Origin of the sequence: Amycolatopsis sp. NPDC023774 (assembly GCF_040639695.1) — a bacterium.
Taxonomy (GTDB): Bacteria; Actinomycetota; Actinomycetes; order Mycobacteriales; family Pseudonocardiaceae; genus Amycolatopsis.
The window spans coordinates 520,569-541,878 of sequence record NZ_JBFAAJ010000003.1; the positions used below are offsets into that span (position 1 = coordinate 520,569).

Genomic DNA, 21,310 nt, shown 5'->3' on the forward strand with positions numbered 1-21,310 from the left:
CGAGCCCGCGCAGGTTAGCGTTACGGACGGGTTCGGATCGCTGCCGCCACGCCGGTTCACCCGGCCGTGTCGAGAGGGTGGATCAGGCGGACTTCTGCTGCCGCGCGAGACGCGCGACGCACCAGGCCGGGGCACTGCCGCGGCGCAGGTGCTGGAGCACGGTCATCGGGCCCAGCCGGCGGCTGAGGTCCGAGGGCTGCAGGCCCGCCGCACGGTAGTCGAGGGCCCGCTGGTCGAGCGGGCTGATACCGGCGTCCCACCACTGCTCGGCCTCGGCGACGTCGCCGACCATCTGCCACCAGCCGGCGGCGGCCACGAGCAGCTCGTCCGGGACCTCGGGCAGCCGGACCCGCATGGCGTCGAGGTAACCAGGGTCCGCGGCGTCGACCTGCGCCCAGCGCGAGGGACCGGACCGCGCGCGCTGACCGGGGATGCCGGGCGGAGCCTGAGGCGCGTCGGCCAGCCAGGCGGACGTGATGCGGTTGACCTCCTGCTCCTCGGCGGTCTGCTCGCGCTCCGCGGCCCACTGCCGGATCAACGCGTCCACTCCGGGATCTCCGGTCATCCCTGCCTCCTCATTGGTCCCCGACGGGCCGGCCCTGACGCCTGCCCCGTTGCGCGTCCACGACTTGCACCCAATGCGCGTGACCGAGCGGAAAACCCCGCTGTGACCCGACTCCCGGGGGACCGGAGAACCGGCTGATCACGCAATGTGAGCACCGTAGGGCCGGGCGCACTTTCCGCGCCATACCCCGGGCCCCACAAATTCCTTGACCAGCCCCTTTCAGGGGGCAATCCACCCGGATGGTCGAGCGATCAGCTCGGATCCCGGGATCGCGTTACGCTGGGTAATTACCGACAGGTAACGAGGCCCGGGATGCTCAGGCGAACAGGGTCTGGAAGAAGGTGATGATGGCCTCGGCACCGTCGCGCAGCCAGCCGAGCACCTGGTGCACGAGGTTGGCCGACTGGGTGGGCTGGGTGATCAGGAAGAACAGCACGAGGACGACCACCCCGATGACCACGATCTTCTTCACGCCGCCTGACATGGCACCATCCAATCCGCTCGCCGGCGTCCCGACCGGTCGCGCACGCTCACTCTAGTGACGACAGGCCCGCGAGGCCCGCTCGGCAATCGCTCAGCGGGACGCGTGTCACGACCGGGTGTTGCCGGTCCGATCGAGTGAGCCGGCGCCGCGGAGCCGCCCGCTAGGCTGCCGCGATGGACGACGTGGTGCTCCGCCCGGTGCTCGAGGCCGACCTCGACCTTCTCGATGCCCTCACCAACGACCCGGCCACTGCGGGCGAGTTCCAGTGGTTCGGCTGGCACGACGCCGGCTACCTCCGCCGCCGCTGGCGCGACAACGCCGTCCTCACCACCGAGGGCGGCCTCCTCGTCCCGACGCTCGGCGGCGCCGTCCTCGGGCTCCTGTCTTGGCACCGCTCCCGCTCGGGGCCCAGCTCGTACTGCTGGAACATGGGCCTCGTGCTGCGCCCGGAAGCCCGCGGTCACGGCCACGGCACCGAGGCCCAGCGCCTGCTGGTGCGCTACCTGTTCGCGCACACGCAGTTCAACCGCGTCGAGGCCACCACCGACGTGGACAACCACGCCGAGCAACGCTCCCTGGAGAAGGCCGGCTTCACCCGCGAAGGCGTCCTGCGCGGCTACGGCTTCCGCGACGGCGCCTGGCGCGACAGCGTCGTCTACTCGGTGATCCGCTCGGACCTCGTGCCCCGCTGAAATCTCCCCGGCCTTCACCGGAGTCACGCAGCCCGCGTCGGCCGGGTGTCGCGCCGGCGCGCTTGCGACCGGTGTGAGGGCTGCGTCGGACAGCCGAGCGAGTGGCACGCCGGTGCATTCGTCCGCCGGACACGTGCGCCGCGCGGCCGGCGAACGTGAGCCGTCGAGCGAGCAGTGCGGCCGTGGCGCAGCCCCGAACTGCGGACTCGCCGGCAGCGGCACCGCGCCGCACCGGAGTCTTCGCCCGCGACCGGCCAGCAGCCCACGCGTCGCCCCGGCGCGAATGAGGGCAGGCACGACCGCCGCGTTTCCCCTGTCAGGCGATGGCGCCCGCCGTGCGCAGGGCGGCCACGTCGGCGGCGGAGAGGCCGAGTTCGGCCAGCACGTCCGCGGTGTCCGTGCCCGCCTGGCGGGGCGCGTGGGGCGTCGAGGGCGGAGTCCGGCCGAAGCGCGGCGCCGGGGCGGGCTGGACGGTGCCGCCGATGTCGACGAAGGTGCCGCGCGCCGCGTTCTGGGGGTGGGTCGCCGCTTCCCACGGCGAGAGCACGGGTGTCAGGCAGGCGTCAGTGCCTTCGGCGCGGGCGACAAGGTCCTCGCGCGTGTGCTTGCCGACGGCTTCGGCGATGAGCTCCCGCAGCTTCGGCCACTGCGTCTTGTCCAGGTGCGGCGGCGCGTCCTCCAGGCCGAGCACCTTCACGAGGTCACCCCAGAAGCGCATCTCGATGGCGCCGATGGCGACGTACTTGCCGTCGGCGGTCTCGTAGGTGTCGTAGAACGGGGCGCCGCCGTCCAGCAAATTGTCGCCGCGCTCGCCGGACCACGCGCCGGCCGCGCGCAGGCCGTGGAGGCTCGTGGTGAGCAGGGCCGCGCCCTCGACCATGGACGCGTCGACGACCTGGCCGCGCCCCGAGGAGGTCCGCTCGTACAGCGCCGCGAGCACACCCATCGCGAGCATCAGGCCGCCACCGCCGAAGTCGCCGACGAGGTTGAGCGGCGGCACCGGGCGTTCGCCGGCACGCCCGATGGGGTCGAGCGCGCCGGCGATGCCGACGTAGTTGATGTCGTGGCCGGCCGCCTGCGCGAGCGGGCCGTCTTGGCCCCAACCGGTCATGCGGCCGTAGACGAGCCGCGGGTTGCGTGCGTGGACCACCGAGGGCCCCAGCCCCATCCGTTCCGCGACGCCGGGGCGGAAGCCCTCGATCAGCACGTCGGCCCGCTCGGCCAGCTTGAGCACCACCTCGACGCCCTCCGGCGTTTTGGTGTTGACGCCGATCGAGCGCCGGCCGCGCGCCAGCGGGTCGTTCGGGATGCCGAGCACGTCGGCGCCCGGTGTCGCGCGGTCCACGCGCACGACGTCGGCGCCGAGGTCGGCGAGGATCATGCAGGCGAACGGCGCGGGCGCGAGCCCGGCCAGCTCCACCACCTTCAGCCCGCCCAGGGGTCCGGCTTTCACGGCGGAAATCCTTTCGTCGGCCGAAAACTCAGAGCGTGCGGGAGATGATCTCCTTCATGATCTCGCTGGTTCCGCCGAAGATCCGGGAAATCCGGACGTCGGCCCACGCGCGCGCGATCGGGTATTCGGTCATGTAGCCGTAGCCGCCGAACAGCTGCACGCAGTCGTCGACGACCTTGTTGACGCGCTCGGTCGTCCACAGCTTCGCCATCGCCGCGCCCTGCACGTCGAGCTCTCCCTTGAGGTGGCGCTCGATGCACTGGTCGAGGAACGCGCGCGACACCGCCGCCTCCGTCGCGGCCTCGGCGAGCTTGAACTTCGTGTTCTGGAAGCCGAAGATCGGCCGGCCGAACGCCGTGCGATCCTTGGTGTAGTCGATCGTGAGGTTCACGGCCGCCTCGAGCCCGGCCACCGCGGTCACGGCGATGATGAGCCGCTCCTGCGGCAGCTGCAGCATCAGCTGGACGAAGCCCTGGCCCTCGGTGTCGCCGAGCAGGTTGGCGGCGGGCACGCGCACGTCGTCGAAGAACAGCTCCGCGGTGTCCTGGCCCTTGAGGCCCACTTTGTCGAGCACGCGGCCGCGGCGGAAGCCCGGTGTGTCCGTCTCGACCACGATCAGCGACACTCCCTGCGCGCCCGCGTCCGGGTCGGTCTTGCACGCGACCACCACGAGGTCGGCGTGGAAACCGTTGGTGATGAACGTCTTCGCGCCGTTGAGCACGTAGTGGTCACCGTCGCGCACGGCGCGGGTCTTGATGCTCTGCAGGTCGGAGCCCGTGCCCGGTTCGGTCATCGCGATGGCGCCCACGAACTCGCCGCTGGCGAGCTTCGGCAGCCACTCGCGCTTGCGCTCCTCCGACGCGTACGACAGCAGGTAGTGCGCGACGATTCCGTTGTGGACGGTCACACCCCACGCGTTGTCGCCGGAGCGGGCCTGCTCCTCGTACAGCACGGCCTCGTGCGCGAACGTGCCGCCGCCACCGCCGTACTCCTCGGGGATCGACAGGCACAGCAGGCCGACCTCGCCGGCCTTGGTCCAGATCTCGCGGTCGAGCTTCTTCTCCGCTGCCCACCGCTCCTGGTGCGGGACGATCTCCTTCCGCAGGAACGACCGGGAAAGTTCTCGGAGGTCCTCGAGTTCGGTGGTGCTCCACGAGCTCTTCTGGATCTGCAACGGCACGGCGACGCCTCCTGCGAAGCTGGAAAACATTACGCGTGGAAGGTAAGTTCTGTTCGGAATGTACATCCGCGCAGTCCGGTACGTAAAGCGGGAGAGGCGAATGACCGAGGCCACGGCCAAGGCGCACCGCACCCAGGCGCAGCGCCGGGAGCAGACGCGCACGGCTCTGCTCGACGCGACCGTCGAGTGCCTGGTGGACATCGGGTACGCCCGCGCGTCGATGCAGGAGATCTGCGCCCGAGCGGGCGTGTCGAAGGGCGCGGTGCAGCACCACTTCGCCACGAAGGCCGAGCTGATGGCCGCCGCCGTCGAGCACCTCACCACGAGGCTGCGCACCCAGCTGGCTTCGTCGCTGGAAGACCTGCCGGGTGGCGCTTCAGGGGTCGAAGCCGCAATCGACCTGCTGTGGGCGGGCTACTCGGGCACGCTCTCCACGGCCGTCACCGAGCTGTGGGTGGCCGCGCGGACCGACCCCGAGCTGCGGGCGGCGATCCGGCCCGTGGACCGGGCACTGGGCCGCGCCACGCTGGCGCACGTGAGCCAGGTGGCAGGTGACCTGCCGAAGGAACGCGCGGAGACGCTGTTCTGGCTGACCGTGAACCTCACCCGCGGCCTCGCGCTCGACGCCGAGCTGGGCGGCGACCCGAACCGGCGCCGCAAGCTGCTGCAGGAGTGGAAGCGCATCGCGGTGCTGATGTACTCGCAGCCCTGAGCCGATCCCGGGCCGACCGGTGGCCGGATCCCGCCACCCCTTAGCGCGACGGGGTTGTTCGTGGTGGAATCGCAGATGCCCTGAGCAGGCGAAGGAGCCCCGATGACCAGCGTGCCGCAGTACCCGCCGCCACCCGTCGCCGAGCCGGGCGCGGTCTCGCGGCTGCTCGCCGGGATCCTCGGGGTGTTCTCGGCCGCTCTCACGGTGGCGGGCACGTTCCTGCCGGCGGCGGCGTCCAGCGTGACGGTGAACGGCCGGCTGCAGAGCTCGTTCTCCGTCAGCGCGTGGGCCCGGGACGTCGAAACGGCTCCGCGGTCGGAGCAGGACCTGTTCGGGGTCAGCCACGTCGCGCGGTTCGGCATCCCGATCACGGTGGCGGCCGTGGTGCTGCTCATCGGCGCCGTGCTCGTGTTCACCCGCGCTCGCGCCGCCGCGCGAATCGTGCTGATCACCGGCAGCGCGGGCCTGGTCGCGGCGGTGTGGACCATGAGCATGGACGTGTCGGCCAGCCTCAGCTACGAGCAGAAGACCTCCGTCATCGTCGCTCACTACACCACCGGCACCGGGTTCTGGGTGATGCTCGGCGGTGGCGTCATCGCCGTACTGGTGCTGGCGCTCGCCGCGTTCGGCGGCGGCCGCTGGACCGCGCCCTGGGCACCGCAGCCGTACTACTACCCGCCTGCGAACGACGAGCCGGTGATCTACTCGCTCAGTGACCCGCCGCCCGCACAGTCCTGGGCCGAGCGACCCGCGCAGGGCGTGCTTTCGCCGGAACCCGAGCCCGAGCCCGAGCCTGCCGAGGAGCCGGCTTCCCCGCCGTTCCCGCCGCAGGAGGCGCAGCCCGCGCCGGGCGTCGAGCCGCCGGGCCGGCACCGCGACGACTCCGATACGTGAATCTGATTCGCATTTTCCGTTCGACCGCCGTACCGTCGGTATGCTGTACTCGTCGGTAACCCGGTCTGAACGGAGACGGCATGACCAGCACGACACCGGCGAACCTCAGCGGCGAGACGGGCCTGCCCGCGACGATCGGGGGTGTCGCGGGAGCGCCCACGGCGGCGCGCGCGGCCCGGCTCGTCGCCCGCGCGACCGGCGGTGCGGGATCCGCGCCGATCCGCATGACGGCGCCGTTCACCGGGCTGCCGATCACCACGATCCCCCAGGCCACCGACGCCGACGTGCGGGCGGCGTTCGCGACCGCGCGCATGGCCCAGCACGAGTGGGCGGCCCGGCCGGTCGCGCAGCGCCAGCGGTTCCTCGTGCGCCTGCACGACCTGATCCTCGCCCGCCAGGCCGAAGCCCTCGACCTCGTGCAGGTGGAGGCCGGCAAGGCGCGGCTCGACGCGTTCGACGAGGTGAGCGCGGCGGCGCTGGTGGCGGCCTACTACGGCAAGCACAGCGCGAAGATCCTGGCGCCGAAGCGCGCGGCCGGGGTGATCCCCGCGCTGACGAAGGCGGGCGAGCTGCGCCACCCCAAGGGTGTCGTCGGCATCATCTCGCCCTGGAACTACCCGGTGGCGCTCACCGCGATGGACGTGTTCCCGGCACTCGCGGCGGGCAACGCCGTGGTGCAGAAGCCGGACAACCAGACGGCGCTCTCCGCGTTGTGGCTGCACGAGCTCGCTTTCGAGGCGGGGCTGCCGGACGGGCTGTGGCAGGTGGTGCTCGGCCGCGGTTCGCAGGTCGGCCCGGCACTGCTCGAAGAGTGCGACTACCTCTGCTTCACCGGTCACGGCTGAAGGCCGGGACGGTGAACGTGAACGAGGGCTACGCCGCGACGTTCGGCAGCGTCGGCGTTCCGATGGGCGGGATGAAGGACTCCGGCGTCGGCCGCCGCAACGGTGCCGAAGGACTGCTGAAGTACACGGAGGCGCAGTCGATCGCCGTGCAGCGCGGACTGGCGCTGCGGCCGCCGCGCCGGGTGCCGGGCGGGGTGTGGGCGCGGGTGATGACGTCGAGCATGAAGCTGTTGCGGCACCTGCCCTGGCGGTGATCACCCGAGGCCGAGGAGCTCCACGGCCGTGCGGTCGAGGATCGCGGCGATGTCCGCTGAGGGCAGGCCGGAGCGTTGGACGTAGGTCACGGCCTCGGTGAACCCGTCGCCCTTCTGATACGGGAAGTCGGTGCCGAGCACCAGGCGGTCGGCGCCGAGCGTTTCGGCCGCGACGCGCAGCGCCGGCACGTGGTTGTGCCCCACGGTGTCGTAGAAGATCCGGCGCGCGGCGAGGCTCGGCTTCTCCGGGGTTTCCGGTGCCTCCCAAGGGTTCTGGCGGTCGATGCGCGGCAGCAGCAGCGGCAGCGCGCCACCGAGGTGCGGCAGGATGATCTTCATGCGCGGGAAGCGGCTCGGGATCCCGGCGACGATCAGGTGCATGACCGCGACGGTGTCCTCGATCGGCGCGCCGATCTGCCACGTGAGGTTCGGCCCGATCAGCGGTGACTCGGCGCCGACACCGGCGGGGTGCACGAACAGGACGCTGCCGCGGCGGTCGAGCTCTTCGTAGACGGGCAGGAACGCCGGGTCGCCGAGCGTGCGGCCCAGCACCGACGTGGTCACGGCGGCACCCTGGAAACCCAGTTCGTCGAGCGCGCGGGTGAGCTCGACCAGCGCCGCATCGGTGTGCGGAAGCGGCAGGGACGCGAACGCTTTGAACCGATCGGGGTGCTGCCGGACGAGTTCCGCGTAGTCGTCGTTGACGAACCGCGCGGCCTCCACGGCCGCCTTCTCGTCCTCGAAGTGCGGCGGCGCGGGCGTGGTCGAAAGCACCTGGAGGTCGATGCCCGCCGTCGCCATCTGCTCGAACCGTGAATCCAGCTCCGCCGCGGTCGCCCCCGCACCGAGCCGTCCCTGTGCGGCCGCCTTCTCGTTGCCCGCACGGGACAACAGGTCCAGGTACGCCTCGCTCCACAGGTGAGCGTGCACGTCGATGCGCATCCCCGGCTCCTCCAGACGCGGTTAGCATGCTATTTGATCACCAGTCAACCACCGCTCGGCGAGTTCGGCACGCGACGGGCGCCGGTGCGGAGTTGGCGTCGGACAACCACATCGCAATCCGGCAAATCCATCACGAACGCAGCCGGCGTCAACCCTTCACCGCCGGCACCGGCAACGGCCGACAACCGCGGCGGGCGCCGGGCGCGGCAGTGCGGCACACGAACACCACAATCAGCCCCACTCCCCACCGCACAGCCCCAAAACCAACCACACCACGAACCGGCGCAGGTCAGTTTTTCGTGGCCGGAGTCGTCAGCAGGCCGCGGTCGTAGGCGATGGCCACGGCTTCGGCGCGACGGCTGGCGCCCAGCTTGGCCATGACGCGGGAGAGGTGGACGGAGACCGTCTTCTCGCTGATGTAGAGCTCCTCCCCCACCTGGCGGTTGGTGCGGCCGAGGGCGACGCGCTCGAGGACGTCGCGTTCGCGGTCGGTGAGGGGGTTGGGTCCGGTGGGTGCGGCGGCGGCCGGGGTGACGCCGGGGAGGTCGGTGCGGGCGCGGTGGGCCAGGTCGCGCACGGCGTCGCGCAGGGGCAGCGCGCCGAGGGCGGACGCGACGGAGTGGGCGGCCGTCAGGGCGTCCTCGGCGGGCAGGCCGTGGGCGAGCAGCGCTTGGGCTTCGAAGTAGCGGCACATGGCCTGCTCGTAGACCGCGCCGTAGTCGAAGGCCGTGGCGGCGGCGGACCACAGCGCAGGGTCGGCGGGGCCTTCGAGGCCGGAGGCGGCGGCTTCCAGGCGGGCGAGCCAGGCGTGACCCTCCGGCCCGAGGGTGCCGGAGCGCGGGCTGCCCTCGACGGCGGTGCGGCGGCCGTGGTCCAGCAGACGGCGGCCCACGGACACCAGGTTCTCGGCGGTGCGCTGGTCGCCGTGCAGCCGGGCGTCGACGGCGAGGGCGGCGACCGACGTCATGCCCAGCGCGACGATCCGGATGCCGCCCAGCAGACAGGGCTCGATCTTCTCCAGCCACGCCACCAGTTCCTCGGTGACGCGCACGGCTTCGGTGTGGTCTCCGCGCCAGGTCGCGAGCTCGATGGCGGCGTCGCCGGCGGAGAGGGCGATCTGGATGTCGGCCGCCCACTGGTGCCGCAGCCCGGGCAGGAGCCGCGCGGCGTCGTCGAACCGGCCGCGCGCGACGAGGAACAGCACCCAGTTCGCGAGGATCCGGGCGGCGACCGCGCTCGACACCCCCCGCGCCGCGCGCCCGGCCGCATCCTCCGCGGGCCAGTCGCCGCTGAGGTAACGCAGGTAGAGCTGACGCGCGCGCAGCTCGAGCCCGAACGAGCTCCACGTGAGCCCCGTTTCCTCCGCGCGCGCCACCCCGTTGGCCGCGTGGGTGAGGGCTTCGGCCATCTCGGCCTGGTCGTCGTAGCTCAGGGCGAGGAAGTACAGGCCGCGCAGCTCGACGTTGAGGGCCTCGGCGTCACGCGCCTTGCGGATGCCCTGGCGCAGCCGTTCCCGCGCCAGCGCGGCGTCGCCCGCCGAGTCGGCCAGCGTGCCCAGGGTGATCAGCCCCGACGCCTCGGCTCCGACGGCGCCCACGGCCCGCGCGTCGGACACCGACGTGAGCGCGTTGTCCAGCGCCTCGCCCGGCTGGTCGAGCAGCCGCAGGAACCCCGCGCGCGTGGCGAGCACCCAGGCCCGCGTGGCGCTCGGTTCGCTGTCCTTCACCAGATCCCACGCCCGGTCGACGGCCAGCGTCGCCTCGTCCAGCGTGCCCTCCAGTGCCAGCAACGCTTCGGCCAGCCGGCGCCACACCTTGGCGGACCGCAGCGTCGGGGCGTCGGGCCCCAGCAGCTCGGTGGCCGAACGTGCGTACGCCGCCGCCCGCTCCGGCTCTCCCGACGTGCCCGCGAAGTACGAAGCCTCGTGCAGCAGCTTCAGCTCGTCGACGCCCTCGGGCCGGTCCGCGACGGGCACCGCGTCCCAGATGGACAGTGCCTGTTCGGCGTGGCGCAGGGCCGCCCCCGGCGCGCCCAGCTTCTCCGCCTCCGCCATCGCGCTCAGCAGCGCGGGCAGCGCTGTGACGAAGTCGCGGCTTTCGAGGCTGTGGAACGCCAGCTTGGCGTCGTGCCCGCGCCCCTGCGGGATCGCGCGAATACGAGCCGCGTACGCCGCGTGCGTGCGGTTGCGCTCCCCCGGCAGCAGATCCGCATACACCGCTTCCTGCAGCAACGCGTGGCGGAACACGTACGAGCCGTCCTCGATCACGAGCACGTGGTGCTGCACGGCCTCGCGCAGCGCCTCGTCGAGCTCCAGCTCGCCGATGCCCGCGACCTCCGCGAGCGCGGCGTGCGACACCGGTTCGTTGGCCACGGAGATCACCCGCAACACGCGGCGCGTCTCCGCCGGGAACCGTTCGAGCCGCGCGAGCAGCACCTCGGCCAGGCCGGCGGGCAGGTCCCGGCAATCGGCGTCGGTGGCCAGCAGCTCTTCGACGAAAAACGGGTTGCCCTCCGAGCGCGCGACGATGTCGGCCACCACGTCGGCCGGCAGCGGTTCGTCGGCCAGCGCCTCCACGAACGCACGCGCGTCGGCGGGCCCGAACGGCGCCAGCGCGACCTGCTCCACCGTCGCCAGGCGCACCAGCTCCGACAGCAGTCCCCGCAGCGGGTGGCGCCGGTGCACGTCCTCCTCGCGGTAGCTGCCCACGACCAGCAGCCGCTGCGCGCGCAACCTGCTGGCCAGGAAGGACAGCAGGTTGCGCGTCGAAGAGTCGGCCCAGTGCAGGTCCTCGAGCAGGATCACCACCGGCCGCGACTCGGCGACCTCGGTCAGCACCCCCAGTACCGCGTCGAACAGCTGGAGCTGACCCAGGTCCTGTTCCGGTCGCGGCCGGCGCATGACCTCGCGCTCGCTGGCCGACACCTGGCCGTGTTCCCCCGGTCCCATCGGCTCGGGCTCCCCGCTCTGCGGCAGCAGCCGCGCGAGCGCCGGCCGCGACCGCACCGCGGCGGCGACCACCGGGTCCCCCGACGAGCCCAGCGGCGCCAGCGCCTCGGCGAACGGGAGGTACGGCAGACCACCGTCGCGCACGTCGATGCAGCGGCCGGTGAGCACCAGCGCGCCGTTCGCCGCGACGTGCTCACCGAGCGCGGTGAGCAGCCGGGTCTTGCCGACGCCCGCGTCGCCCGCGATCAGCACGGCACCGGCCTCGCGCCGCTCCGCGCGAGCGAAGGCGGCACGGAGCTGCCGCATCTCGTGAGTGCGGGCGACCAGTGGGATTCCGGAGCCTAAGCGGGGCACGAGGAGCATTCTGTCCTACCCCACCGACAGTTCCGCCATGCTTTTCGCCGAGGGCGTGACACCCCCGGCGAACAGGTCGTTCACCGCGCCAGGTGATCGGCGCGGGAGGCCACCTGCGCGGCCGTGCGACGTTCCTGCGCCGGCACGGTGACGCTGGTCACCCGGTGGGTCCGCAGCCACCGCACGACGCGGCTCTGCTTGGTCATCCGCGCGTCGCGCCCGGCCTTCCGCAGCTGCTCCTCGCGGTAGGCCACCTCGGCGCTCATCGCGTCCAGGAGCTGGTAATTCATCGCTTCTTCCCCATCCTCTGCGAGTGCCTTCTTCCGTGACACTCACAGTCGTCCTGAGGCGGGACCACCGGCATCGGGCGATCACCCCGTCCTGGACGCCGAACGACCCCTTACCTGAGGCACCGACCAGCAAAGGGCAGGTCGGCGGGGTAAGGGGTCGCCGGGTGGAACGTCAGTCGCGGGCCGGGCCGTCGGCGCGCACCGCGGCCAGCAGCCCCCGCCAACCCGAAGCTGAAAGGCGGAAAGCACCCCCTTCGGGGTCCTTCGAGTCGCGCACCGCGGCGTCGCCGCCGACGAACGCGATCTCGACGCAGTCGTTGCCGCCGCCGCTGTGGCTGCTCTTGCGCCAGGTGGCCCGGGAAAGATCCGCGTCCGGCATCATGTTCCCCACTTCCTCACTGTGTCCTCGGTTCCAGGTGGTGCACTGCAGCCGGCGCGGTTGACCGTTCGGCGAACCGGCCGGCCGCCTCGGCGATCAAGTCGACCGAGTCGTCCGGTTTCAGTGCGGCAGCGCGCAGATGGTCGAACATCAGCGCGTAGCGCCGGACGTCTTCGGGTTGTTCGAGGTACAGGCCGCTTGACGTGCTGTCGTCCACGTAGACGACGTCGGGGTCGGCCTGCTCGGGGAACCCCATGATGAGGAACGGGCCTTCCATGCCGGGGTGCGCGCCGGCTCCGAAGGGAACCACCTGGATGGTCACGTTGGGCTTCTCGGCGACCGAGGCCATGCGGTAGAGCTGCTCGGCCATCACCTCAGGGCTGTCGACCACGCGGTGCAGCACGGCTTCGTCGACCACCGCCCAGTACTCCGGCGGCGGGGTGTCGCTCAGCAGTTCCTGGCGCGCCATGCGCGCGGCCACGCGGCGCCGGATCTCCGCGTCCTCGGCGTCGGGCCGCAGCGCCCTGATCACGGCGTGGGCGTAGCGCTCGGTCTGCAGCAGGCCCGGCACGAGCAGTGCCTGGAACGCGCGCAGCGAGGTGGCGTCGGCCTCCAAGCCCACGAACGTGCCGGTGAACACCTCGTTGTACGCGTGCCACCAGCCGCGCTTGCGCGCCTCGCGGGCCAGCTGGACGAGCGCCTCCTGCTCATCGCCGGTGATCCCGTATAGCGCCAGCATGTCCCGGGCGTCGCGCGGGGTGACGCCGACGTGCCCGGTCTCGATGCGGCTCACCTTCGAGGCCGAGCACTCGAGCTTCTCGCCCACCTCGTCGATCGTGAGGTCGGCGGCTTCCCGGAGCCGCCTCAGCTCGCTCGCGAGCCTCCGGCGGCGAACGGTGGGTCCCTGGCCTCTCGCCACGACAGCACCTCCGGATCGTCTTGCGCGGTGCGCGCACCGTCGGCCAACGCCGCCCGCACCGCATATCTAACCAGCCGTCCGACTAGTCAGTGGGGTATTAACACTGCGGAATTCCCGCCTTCGAGGCGGGCTCCGCCCTGCAATTTGCAGATTGCGCTCGTATTCTGACACCCGTGCGAACCGGAACCGGTGCCGCCGCCCCGAAGGGGCCGGCCGCAGTGATCGTTCCGGGTTCCTGAGCAGCGTAGACGACGACCAGCCGGAAACAGACACCGAGTGCGCGGGCGTTTCCGGCGGAAGGTGTCCGGGGCCGCCCCCCGACCGGTCCCGGGCACCTTCACCTTCGGTTGTCAGTTGTTGTCAGGCCATCGCGGGGGCACTCCGGCGATTACCGCCTACGCATTTCGCATTTTCCGCCACCCAGAAGTGTGGTTGATTCCGCACACCTCACGCAGTGACACACTCTCCGTAGAGTCGGCTGCGATCGTCCTCACAGGACGCGCAGCAGTCCCTCCTGGACGACCGTGGCGATGTGCGTGCCGTCCTGCGCGAAGAACCGGCCCGTGGCCAGGCCGCGCGCGCCTGAGGCGCTCGGCGAGGTGCTGTCGTAGAGGAACCACTCGTCGGCGCGGAAGGGCCGGTGGAACCACAGCGCGTGGTCCAGACTCGCGCCGAGGACTTTGTCGACGTCCCAGTACACGCCGTGGCGTGCGAGGATCGAGTCGAGCAGGGTCATGTCGGAGGCGTAGGTGAGCACGCAGACGTGCAGCAGCTGGTCGGCGGGCAGCGTGCCGTCGGCGCGCATCCACACGCGGTTGCTCGCCGGCCGCTCGCCCGTGGCGCGGGTGATCCACGGCGGCTCGCCGACGTAGCGCACGTCGATGGGGCGCGGCCGCTCGGTGAAGCGCAGGCCGAATCCGGCGGTGCGTTCCTGGAACGTCGGCAGTGTCTCGGGGGCGGGCACGTCGGGCATCGGCTCGCCGTGGTCCAGGCCTTCCTCGTCCTTCTGGAACGAGGCGGACAGCGCGAAGATCGCCTTGCCGTGTTGGATGGCGGTGACGCGGCGTGTGGTGAACGAGCGGCCGTCGCGAATGCGGTCGACCTCGTAGAGGATCGGCACGCTCGGGTCGCCGCCGCGGATGAAGTAGGCGTGCAGCGAGTGCACGCGCCGGTCTTCGGGCACGGTGCGCCCGGCCGCCACCAGTGCCTGCCCGGCGACCTGGCCGCCGAACACGCGGACCGGGGAGTGTGCGGGCGAGACCCCGCGGTAGAAGTCCTCCTCCACCTTCTCCAGGTCGAGGAGGTCGACGAGCCGGTCGAGCACCGCCTGCCCGCCGCCGGCGGCCTCATCGAGCCCGGCGGCGGCGGTCCTGGCGATATCGGTCATGCCCGAACCCTATTCGGTCGGCATGAACTACGTCCCTTATGCGTGGTCGTCTTCACCGAGGCGGTGCACGTGGATCAGGTTCGTGGAGCCGACGGTCCCGGGCGGGGAGCCGGCCACGATCACCACGAGGTCGCCGCGCTGGTACTTGCCCATCTCGAGCATCGCCTGGTCGACCTGGTGGATCATCTGGTCGGTGGAGTCGACGCGCGGCACGATCGTGGTCACGGTGCCCCACGTCATCGACAGCTGGTTGCGAACGCAGTCCTCCGGCGTGAACGCCATCAGCGGCAGCCGCGTGTGCAGGCGGGCCAGGCGGCGCACGGTGTCACCGGACTGGGTGAACGCGACCAGCGCCTTGGCGTTGAGCCGTTCGCCGATGTCGCGGGCGGCGTAGGAGATCACGCCGCGCTTGGTGCGCGGGACGTGCGTGAGCGGCGGCACGACCGGCGAGTCGGTCTCGACCGCCTCGACGATGCGGCCCATCGTCTGCACCGTCTCGATCGGGTAGCGCCCGACGCTGGTCTCGCCCGAGAGCATCACGGCGTCGGTGCCGTCGAGCACCGCGTTGGCGACGTCGGAGGCCTCGGCCCGCGTCGGCCGGGAGTTGCTGATCATCGACTCGAGCATCTGCGTCGCCACGATGACCGGCTTCGCGTTCTCGCGGCAGATCTGGATGGCGCGCTTCTGGACCAGCGGCACCTGCTCCAGCGGCAGCTCGACGCCGAGGTCACCGCGGGCGACCATCACCGCGTCGAAGGCCAGCACGATCGCCTCGAGGTTGTACACGGCCTCGGGCTTCTCGATCTTCGCGACGACCGGCAGCCGGCCCTTGCCGACGCGGTCCATGACCTGGTGCACCAGGTCGATGTCGGCCGGCGAGCGCACGAAGGACAGCGCGATGAAGTCGACGCCCAGGTGCAGCGCGAACTCGAGGTCCTCGATGTCCTTGTCGCTCAGCGCGGGCACGGAGACGTCCATGCCCGGGAGCGAGACGCCCTTGTTGTTGCTGACGGGGCCGCCTTCGGTGACCTCGCACACCACGTCGGGGCCTTCGACACCCTTGACCACGAGGCCGACCTTGCCGTCGTCCACCAGCAGGCGATCGCCCGGCTTGGCGTCCTTCGCGAGGCCCTTGTAGGTGGTCGAGACGCGGTCGTGCGTGCCCACCACGTCCTCGACGGTGATCCGGACGACGTCGCCCGTGTGCCACTCGGCCGAGCCGCTGGCGAAGGTGCCCAGGCGGATCTTCGGGCCTTGGAGGTCGGCGAGGATGCCCACCGCCCGGCCTTTCTCGGCCGCAGCGGCCCGGACCAGGTCGTAGACCTGCTTGTGGTCGCTGTGGCTTCCGTGGCTGAAGTTCATCCTCGCGACGTCCATTCCGGCGTCGACGAGTGCCCGCATCTTCTCCGGGGTGGAGGTCGCGGGACCCAGCGTACAAACGATCTTCGCGCGTCGGCTCACGTTCGATGAGAGTAGTCGCTCATCCCCTTCACGTCTGTACCGATACCGAAAGTTCGGAGGAAGTGTTCAGAAACCATTCAGATGACTAACCTCCGTCAGCATGACGGCGGTTCGGCGGCTCGCGCTCGTGATCGCGGCGTTCACCCTGGTCGGGGCGTGTTCCACGCCGCCGGAGCCGCCGTGGCGGCCCGTTGACCTGCCGGTATCCGGTACGCGCGTACTGGGATTCGTCCGGACTTCGTCGGCAATCGTCATGACCGGCTCGGTGCCGGGGCCCTCCGGACGGGCTCCCGCGGCGTGGTCGGGCGGTCCCCCGCGGGCGGCGTGGACGCCGCTGCCGCTCCACCCGGCGACGGGCTACGGGCAGCAAGCCGAGCTGACGCTGCCGGCTGCGTCGGGTTCGAAGCTGCTCGCGCTGGGCTCCGCGTACGGCGGCGCACACGCCAACCCGCGCCCGACGATCTGGACGGGGTCGGTGGCCGACGGGCTGACCGAGCACCCACAGCCCGTGGAGCTGCTGGGTGGCGAGCGGGCGGTGACCACCTCCGGGTCCGCGGCCGGGCCGGCGGGGTACGTGCTGACGGGCCAGTGGGCCCACCGGGCCGGCGGCGTCGGCGCGGCGGTCTGGACCTCGGCGGACGGCGCTTCGTGGGTCTTGCGCGAGGACCCGGCGCTGCTCAGCACCGCCGGTGAACAGACCCGCGTCCTGGCCGCGGCTTCCGGCGGTCCGGGTTACGTGGCCGTCGGCGACGCGCGGTCGGGGCTTTCCGTGCGGCCGGCGGCGTGGACTTCGGTGGACGGTTCGGCGTGGACGCGGGTCTCGCCGCCGTCCCCGGCGGGCTCGGCCTCGGTGTGGCGCGTGACGTGCTCGGCCGCGGACTGCACGGTCGTCGGCACGACCGGCGAGCAACGGCTGGCCTGCTGGCACTCGAGTCCTTCGTGGACGGCCTCCGCCGGCGGCCCGGTGATCCCCGCGGCGCAGCTGCTGGAAGTGACCGGCCTGACGCTCGACTCGTCGGGCCGCCTCGACGTGGCGGTGAAGGTCGACGGCCGGCCCCGGCTCTGGCGCGTCGGGCCGCGGTGCGAGGACTTCGCGGAGCTGCCGCTGCCCGAGGTGGCCCAGTCGCTCGCGTTGATCGCGGACGGCCCGGATCTGCTCCTCGCCACGACTACGGCTTCGGGGAGCAAGGTCTGGCGGTACCCGCTGCCCCGTTGACCGGCACGATCGCCCGCAGCCCGGCCGAGGGCACCGGAGACGGCGACCGGCGGGCCCGGGGCGCGCCGGCGATGCCCACGATGCCCACGGCGAACCGGCGCGAAGTCTGCGCTACCCGCTCCCCACTGACCGGCACGATCGCCCGCAGCCCACCCGCCAACGGCGACCACTGAGACCGAGCACGCCCGCCGTGGTCGGCTCAGCGGCACGGCGCTGAGCCGCTCCTGATCACTGGCCCCGGCGGCGTCGCCGCCGTTGCGAGGTCTGCCCCTCCCCCGGTAGCCGGTCTTGGCGTCGCGGTCGGACGCTCGGGCCCCGAAACCCGGCAACGCCGCTGACGCCGGAGCAGCCGGCTCGACCCGAGTTACGAAGAAATCCTTGAATCACGTAGCCGTTCTGCGCACTGCCGCTCTGGTCCTGCAGGCCTTCGCTCACCGGTCCTAGCGGCGCGGCTGCTCGCTCGGCCCGACGTGGTCGCGCGCCCATTCGTTGAAGGCGCGCAGCTGGCGCCAGGACTTGCGGACGCGGTCGAAGGCCTCGCGTTCGTGGAGGAAGTCGGCGGGTTCCCACGAGCGGGCGGCGTAGACGGATCGGTAGCGCAGCAGGTCGAGGCGCGGGTGGTCCTCGGAGAAGCCGCGAGGACGGGACTTGAGGCGGTCGCCGAGGATCTCGAAGCCGGCGCGCTTGAGCTTGGCCAGGATCTGTTCCAGCACGGGGCCGTGCAGCTCGGTGTCGACGGCCGTGCGGAAGCGCGCGATCTGGTCGGACGCGAGGTGGAAGCAGCCCCCGCCCACGCGCAGGCCCGCGGGGCTCAGCTCGACGTAGTAGGCGCCACCGCCGCGGCCCGCCTCGATGACGCCGCCGCAGTGCGTCTTGTACGGGGTCTTGTCCTTCGCGAAGCGCACGTCACGGTAGGGCCGGAACACCTTGCCCTCGCCGAATCCCTCGCCGAACTCCGGCTCCAGCTCCTTGAGCAGGGCCTCCATCGGCTCGCGCACGTCGGACTTGTAGGTCACGACGTGTGCGTCCCAATAGGACTTGGAGTTGTCGGCCTCCAGCCCGTCGTAGAAATCGACGGCGTACTCACCGAATCCCGTGAACTTCACGCCGAGCACGATAATCCGCACCACCGACAGTTTCTCCGCCGGACAGAGCGGACCCCGCCGGAGCGGCTCCGGCGGGGTCGGTGCGCTCGGAGTCCCGGTGCCGCCGGCGCGCACCTGCGCCGCCGTCCGCACCGGAAGCGATTACTTCGCGACGGCCGTCATCAACTCGCCGTTGGACGTGTCACCCGACAGCTCCCACACCATGGCGCCACCGAGGCCCTGCTGCTTCGCGTAGCTGATCTTGCCGCCGATGGTGCTCGGGGTGTCGTAGCTCCACCAGTTCGAGCCGCACTTGGCGTACGCCGTGCCGGCGACGGTGCCGGTCGACGGGCAACTCGACTTCAGGATCTTGTAGTCCTCGATGCCCTGCTCGTACTTGCCGGGCGCCGGGCCCGTGGCGGACCCGCCGGGCGCGCTCTGCGTGACGCCGGTCCAGCCGCGGCCGTAGAACCCGATGCCCAGCAACAACTTCGACGCGGGCACGCCCTTGCTCTTCAGCTTCTGGATGGCCGCGTCGGAGTAGAAGCCGGCGGTGGGGATGCCGGCGTACGAGGTCAGCGGCGAGTGCGGAGCCGTCGGGCCCTGTGCCGCGAACGCGCCGAAGTAGTCGTAGGTCATCACGTTGTACCAGTTCACGTACTGCGCGGCACCCGCGTAGTCGGCGGCGTCGATCTTGCCGCCGTTGGTCCCGTCGGCCGTGATCGCCGCCGTGACGAGCTTCGACGAGCCGAACTTGGCGCGCACGGCCGCCATCAGGTTCTTGAACGCCGCCGCACCGCTGGTGTCACAGCTCAGCCCGCAGGCGTTGGGGTACTCCCAGTCGAGGTCGATGCCGTCGAACAGGCCGGCCCAGCGCGGGTCGTTCACGAGGTCGTAGCAGGAGTCCGCGAACGCCGTGGGGTTCTTCGCGGCCTGGCCGAAGCCACCCGACCAGCTCCAGCCGCCGAACGACCAGATCACCTTGAGCCCGGGATGCTTGGCCTTCAGCTTCTTCAGCTGGTTGAAGCTGCCCGCCAGCGGCTGGTCCCACGTGTCGGCGACGCCGTCGACGCTGCCCGCCGCGTCGTAGGTCTTCTGGTAGTCCGCGTAGGCGTCGCCGATGGCGCAGCCACCGTTGGTGACGTTGCCGAACGCGTAGTTGATGTGGGTGAGCTTCGCGGCGGACCCGGAGGTCTCGATGTTCTTCACGTGGTAGTTGCGGTCGTACACACCCCAGTCGGTGAAGTAGCCGACCACCTTCCCGACCGAAGCCTGCGGGGCGACCGGAGCCGCCGTGGCGGCCGTGGACGCGGGCGCGGCGACAGCCGCGGCGGCGAGTGCGGCGCTGGCCAGGCTGACGAGCGCCAAGAAGCTCTTCCTGCGCGGACGGGGCATGCCGGCTCCCTTCGGGGAGTCACACCAGGTGACCGAACGGGGACAGTGGGGACTCTCACACCGTAAGTGGACTAGACCATTTGGTCAATGGTCCAGTCCAGAGAATCAACCGGGCAATTCGGTCGCTTGCTGTCGATCACCTGCGGGTCCGAGGTCGGCCTGGTCACGGTGTGGCGAACTGCCGCGCCGCAGTGGTCGCGTGCGTCCTGAGGTGCTCGCGGAGGTGGGCGCAGGTGCCGGCGGTATCGGCGGTTGGACGGGGACCGGCGCCGGAGCATCCCGGGCAGCGCGCGCTCGGGCGTGACCGCCGCGAAAGCTTGCCCCGGCCACGGAGAACCTCCCGGTTCCCGAACGGCCGGCACCCCCCGAGAACCCCGCAGCCCACCCGAGGGCACCAAGACGGCGTCTCGAACGCAACCCACCGCATCCCTGGTTCCGGGCCTGCCGAAACCCAAGAACCCGCAGCCCGACCGAAGGCACCAAGCAAGCCTGTCGCACACAACCCACCGCGAAAACCCGCCCGGCCACCGCCAACAACCCGACTACGGACCGGCCCACAACCAAGAACCCGCAGCCGGAAGCGTCAGGCAGGCGTCTCGAACGTGATCCCCGTGGCCGCCGCGCGGCGTTCGCCCCAGGTGTAGAGCGCGGTGAGCGCCGGGCCGAGGGCTTCGCCGTCCGGGGTGAGGCGGTACTCGACGTGGGGGACGCGACCGTCGAAGGCTTCGCGGTGGACGAGGCCGTCGGTGGCAAGCTCGCGCAGCTGCTGGGTGAGCATCTTCTCGCTGATGCCCGGCATGCGGCGGCGCAGCTCGCCGTAGCGGTGCACGCCCTCCTTGAGGTGCGCGAGGATCACCGGCTTCCACCGGCCGCCGATGACGTCGACGGTGAGCTCCACGGGGCACCAGTACCGCCTGCCCGCCATCACGGCCTCCTCACTACGCACCGGAAAGTAAGTGGTTGCCCGGCCGAGCCGGGTGCGTTCTGCTGGCCTCATGATTGTGGAATACCTGCGCTACACCATTCCGGCCGACCGCGCGGCGGCGTTCGAGGCCGCGTACGCCGAGGCGGCCGGTTCGCTCGAGAAGGCACCCGAGTGCGTCGGCTACGACCTCAGCCGCTGCGTCGAAGACCCTACGCGCTACGTGCTCGCGATCCGCTGGACCTCGGCCGAGGCGCACCTCGAAGGCTTCCGCCGCGGCCCGCACTTCCCTCCGTTCTTCGCGGCGATCCGCGACTACGTCGGCGACCTCGACGAGATGCGCCACTACGAACCGACGGCCGTCACCGGCGAGGGCGGCGCCCGTCCGCCGACGCTGTACGAGTGGGCCGGCGGCGGGCCCGCGCTCAGGCGCCTGACCGAGGTCTTCTACCGCCATGTGCCCGAAGACCCGCTGCTGGAGCCCGTGTTCCGCGGCATGGACGCCCACCACGCCGAGCACGTCGCGGTCTGGCTCGGCGAGGTGCTCGGCGGACCGGCGGACTACACCGCCCACCACGGCGGGCACCCGCACATGATCGGCCGGCACCTCGGCCGCGGGATCACCGAGGAGCAGCGCCGCCGCTGGGTGTCGCTGCTGCTCGACGCTGCCGACGAGACCGGCCTGCCCGCCGACCCGGAGTTCCGCGCCGCGTTCGCCGGGTACTTGGAGTGGGGCAGCCGGCTGGCCGTGCTGTTCTCGGCACCCGGAGCCGAACTGGCCACGGACGAGCCGGTGCCGCACTGGGGCTGGGCCATGCCGCCGTGGCAGGCGCCCGCGTCCTAGTACTGCAACGGCAGTTGCTGGTGTTGTGGTAGATCATCCTGGTGGTGGTCGATGTGGTGATGGATCAGCTGGACGGGGTGCATGGGCGGA

Annotated in this window: 20 protein-coding genes and 1 pseudogene; 7 read left to right on the top strand and 14 right to left on the bottom strand. The window is 71.4% G+C overall.

Annotated features, from left to right (window positions below; all coding sequences use genetic code 11):
• Positions 1–82 precede the first annotated feature (82 nt).
• Positions 83–565: a helix-turn-helix transcriptional regulator gene (locus tag AB0F91_RS12070; RefSeq protein ID WP_360597030.1), complete on the bottom strand. Its 483-nt coding sequence runs from the start codon at positions 563–565 to the stop codon at positions 83–85.
• Between the two features lie 316 nt (positions 566–881).
• Complete coding sequence (locus tag AB0F91_RS12075) at positions 882–1,049, bottom strand: hypothetical protein (RefSeq protein WP_220238194.1); 168 nt, start codon at positions 1,047–1,049, stop codon at positions 882–884.
• Between the two features lie 173 nt (positions 1,050–1,222).
• Here AB0F91_RS12075 and AB0F91_RS12080 point away from each other — a divergent pair, with 173 nt between their 5' ends.
• Entirely contained in the window at positions 1,223–1,741 is a 519-nt protein-coding gene (locus AB0F91_RS12080; RefSeq protein ID WP_360597031.1) for a GNAT family protein, read from the top strand.
• Positions 1,742–2,057: 316 nt separating this feature from the next.
• On the opposite strand, the gene AB0F91_RS12085 is transcribed toward AB0F91_RS12080, so the two are convergent.
• Positions 2,058–3,194 (bottom strand): CaiB/BaiF CoA-transferase family protein, encoded by a 1,137-nt coding sequence (locus AB0F91_RS12085; RefSeq protein ID WP_360597032.1) that lies wholly within the window; start codon positions 3,192–3,194, stop codon positions 2,058–2,060.
• A 28-nt stretch (positions 3,195–3,222) separates the two neighbouring features.
• Positions 3,223–4,374 carry an acyl-CoA dehydrogenase family protein gene (locus AB0F91_RS12090; protein WP_360597033.1) on the bottom strand — a complete coding sequence of 384 codons (1,152 nt, stop codon included), beginning with the start codon at positions 4,372–4,374 and terminating at the stop codon, positions 3,223–3,225.
• A gap of 100 nt (positions 4,375–4,474) precedes the next feature.
• Between AB0F91_RS12090 and AB0F91_RS12095 the strand changes: the two genes are divergently transcribed.
• The 3 genes and pseudogenes from AB0F91_RS12095 (at position 4,475) to AB0F91_RS12105 (ending at position 7,079) form a co-directional block, all read left to right on the top strand.
• Positions 4,475–5,086 (top strand): TetR/AcrR family transcriptional regulator, encoded by a 612-nt coding sequence (locus tag AB0F91_RS12095; protein ID WP_360597034.1) that lies wholly within the window; start codon positions 4,475–4,477, stop codon positions 5,084–5,086.
• Between the two features lie 102 nt (positions 5,087–5,188).
• The gene (locus AB0F91_RS12100) at positions 5,189–5,980 is read left to right on the top strand and encodes a hypothetical protein (protein ID WP_360597035.1); all 792 of its coding nucleotides are present in this window, start codon (positions 5,189–5,191) and stop codon (positions 5,978–5,980) included.
• An 80-nt stretch (positions 5,981–6,060) separates the two neighbouring features.
• Positions 6,061–7,079, top strand: a pseudogene (locus AB0F91_RS12105) (aldehyde dehydrogenase family protein).
• Here AB0F91_RS12105 and AB0F91_RS12110 read toward each other — a convergent pair.
• The 7 genes from AB0F91_RS12110 to pyk form a co-directional block, all read right to left on the bottom strand.
• Positions 7,080–8,021 carry an amidohydrolase family protein gene (locus AB0F91_RS12110; protein WP_360597037.1) on the bottom strand — a complete coding sequence of 314 codons (942 nt, stop codon included), beginning with the start codon at positions 8,019–8,021 and terminating at the stop codon, positions 7,080–7,082.
• Positions 8,022–8,310: 289 nt separating this feature from the next.
• The gene (locus AB0F91_RS12115) at positions 8,311–11,331 is read right to left on the bottom strand and encodes an AAA family ATPase (protein WP_360597039.1); all 3,021 of its coding nucleotides are present in this window, start codon (positions 11,329–11,331) and stop codon (positions 8,311–8,313) included.
• A 71-nt stretch (positions 11,332–11,402) separates the two neighbouring features.
• The gene (locus AB0F91_RS12120) at positions 11,403–11,612 is read right to left on the bottom strand and encodes a hypothetical protein (RefSeq protein ID WP_360597040.1); all 210 of its coding nucleotides are present in this window, start codon (positions 11,610–11,612) and stop codon (positions 11,403–11,405) included.
• A gap of 172 nt (positions 11,613–11,784) precedes the next feature.
• Positions 11,785–11,994: a DUF397 domain-containing protein gene (locus AB0F91_RS12125; protein WP_360597107.1), complete on the bottom strand. Its 210-nt coding sequence runs from the start codon at positions 11,992–11,994 to the stop codon at positions 11,785–11,787.
• 13 nt (positions 11,995–12,007) lie between these two features.
• The gene (locus AB0F91_RS12130; protein ID WP_360597041.1) at positions 12,008–12,910 is read right to left on the bottom strand and encodes a helix-turn-helix transcriptional regulator; all 903 of its coding nucleotides are present in this window, start codon (positions 12,908–12,910) and stop codon (positions 12,008–12,010) included.
• A 490-nt stretch (positions 12,911–13,400) separates the two neighbouring features.
• A complete protein-coding gene (locus AB0F91_RS12135; protein WP_360597043.1) occupies positions 13,401–14,297 on the bottom strand; it encodes an acyl-CoA thioesterase II in 897 nt (298 codons plus the stop codon).
• Between the two features lie 36 nt (positions 14,298–14,333).
• The gene (pyk, locus tag AB0F91_RS12140) at positions 14,334–15,758 is read right to left on the bottom strand and encodes a pyruvate kinase (RefSeq protein ID WP_360597045.1); all 1,425 of its coding nucleotides are present in this window, start codon (positions 15,756–15,758) and stop codon (positions 14,334–14,336) included.
• Between the two features lie 100 nt (positions 15,759–15,858).
• On the opposite strand from pyk, the gene AB0F91_RS12145 reads away from it, so the two are divergent.
• The gene (locus AB0F91_RS12145) at positions 15,859–16,974 is read left to right on the top strand and encodes a hypothetical protein (RefSeq protein WP_360597046.1); all 1,116 of its coding nucleotides are present in this window, start codon (positions 15,859–15,861) and stop codon (positions 16,972–16,974) included.
• Entirely contained in the window at positions 16,971–17,147 is a 177-nt protein-coding gene (locus tag AB0F91_RS12150; protein WP_360597048.1) for a hypothetical protein, read from the top strand. Before AB0F91_RS12145 ends, AB0F91_RS12150 begins: the two co-directional genes overlap by 4 nt.
• Positions 17,148–17,414: 267 nt before the next feature.
• Here the strand turns inward: AB0F91_RS12150 and AB0F91_RS12155 are convergent, their stop codons facing one another.
• From AB0F91_RS12155 to AB0F91_RS12165, 3 genes are all read right to left on the bottom strand, one after another.
• Positions 17,415–18,080 (bottom strand): DUF2461 domain-containing protein, encoded by a 666-nt coding sequence (locus tag AB0F91_RS12155; RefSeq protein ID WP_360597050.1) that lies wholly within the window; start codon positions 18,078–18,080, stop codon positions 17,415–17,417.
• A gap of 141 nt (positions 18,081–18,221) precedes the next feature.
• Positions 18,222–19,454, bottom strand: coding sequence for a glycoside hydrolase family 18 protein (locus AB0F91_RS12160; RefSeq protein ID WP_360597051.1), 1,233 nt, complete (start codon positions 19,452–19,454; stop codon positions 18,222–18,224).
• Between the two features lie 583 nt (positions 19,455–20,037).
• A complete protein-coding gene (locus AB0F91_RS12165; protein ID WP_360597053.1) occupies positions 20,038–20,379 on the bottom strand; it encodes a helix-turn-helix domain-containing protein in 342 nt (113 codons plus the stop codon).
• A 70-nt stretch (positions 20,380–20,449) separates the two neighbouring features.
• Here AB0F91_RS12165 and AB0F91_RS12170 point away from each other — a divergent pair, with 70 nt between their 5' ends.
• On the top strand, positions 20,450–21,220 hold the full coding sequence (locus AB0F91_RS12170; protein ID WP_360597055.1) for an antibiotic biosynthesis monooxygenase: 771 nt from the start codon (positions 20,450–20,452) through the stop codon (positions 21,218–21,220).
• Positions 21,221–21,310: the final 90 nt, after the last annotated feature.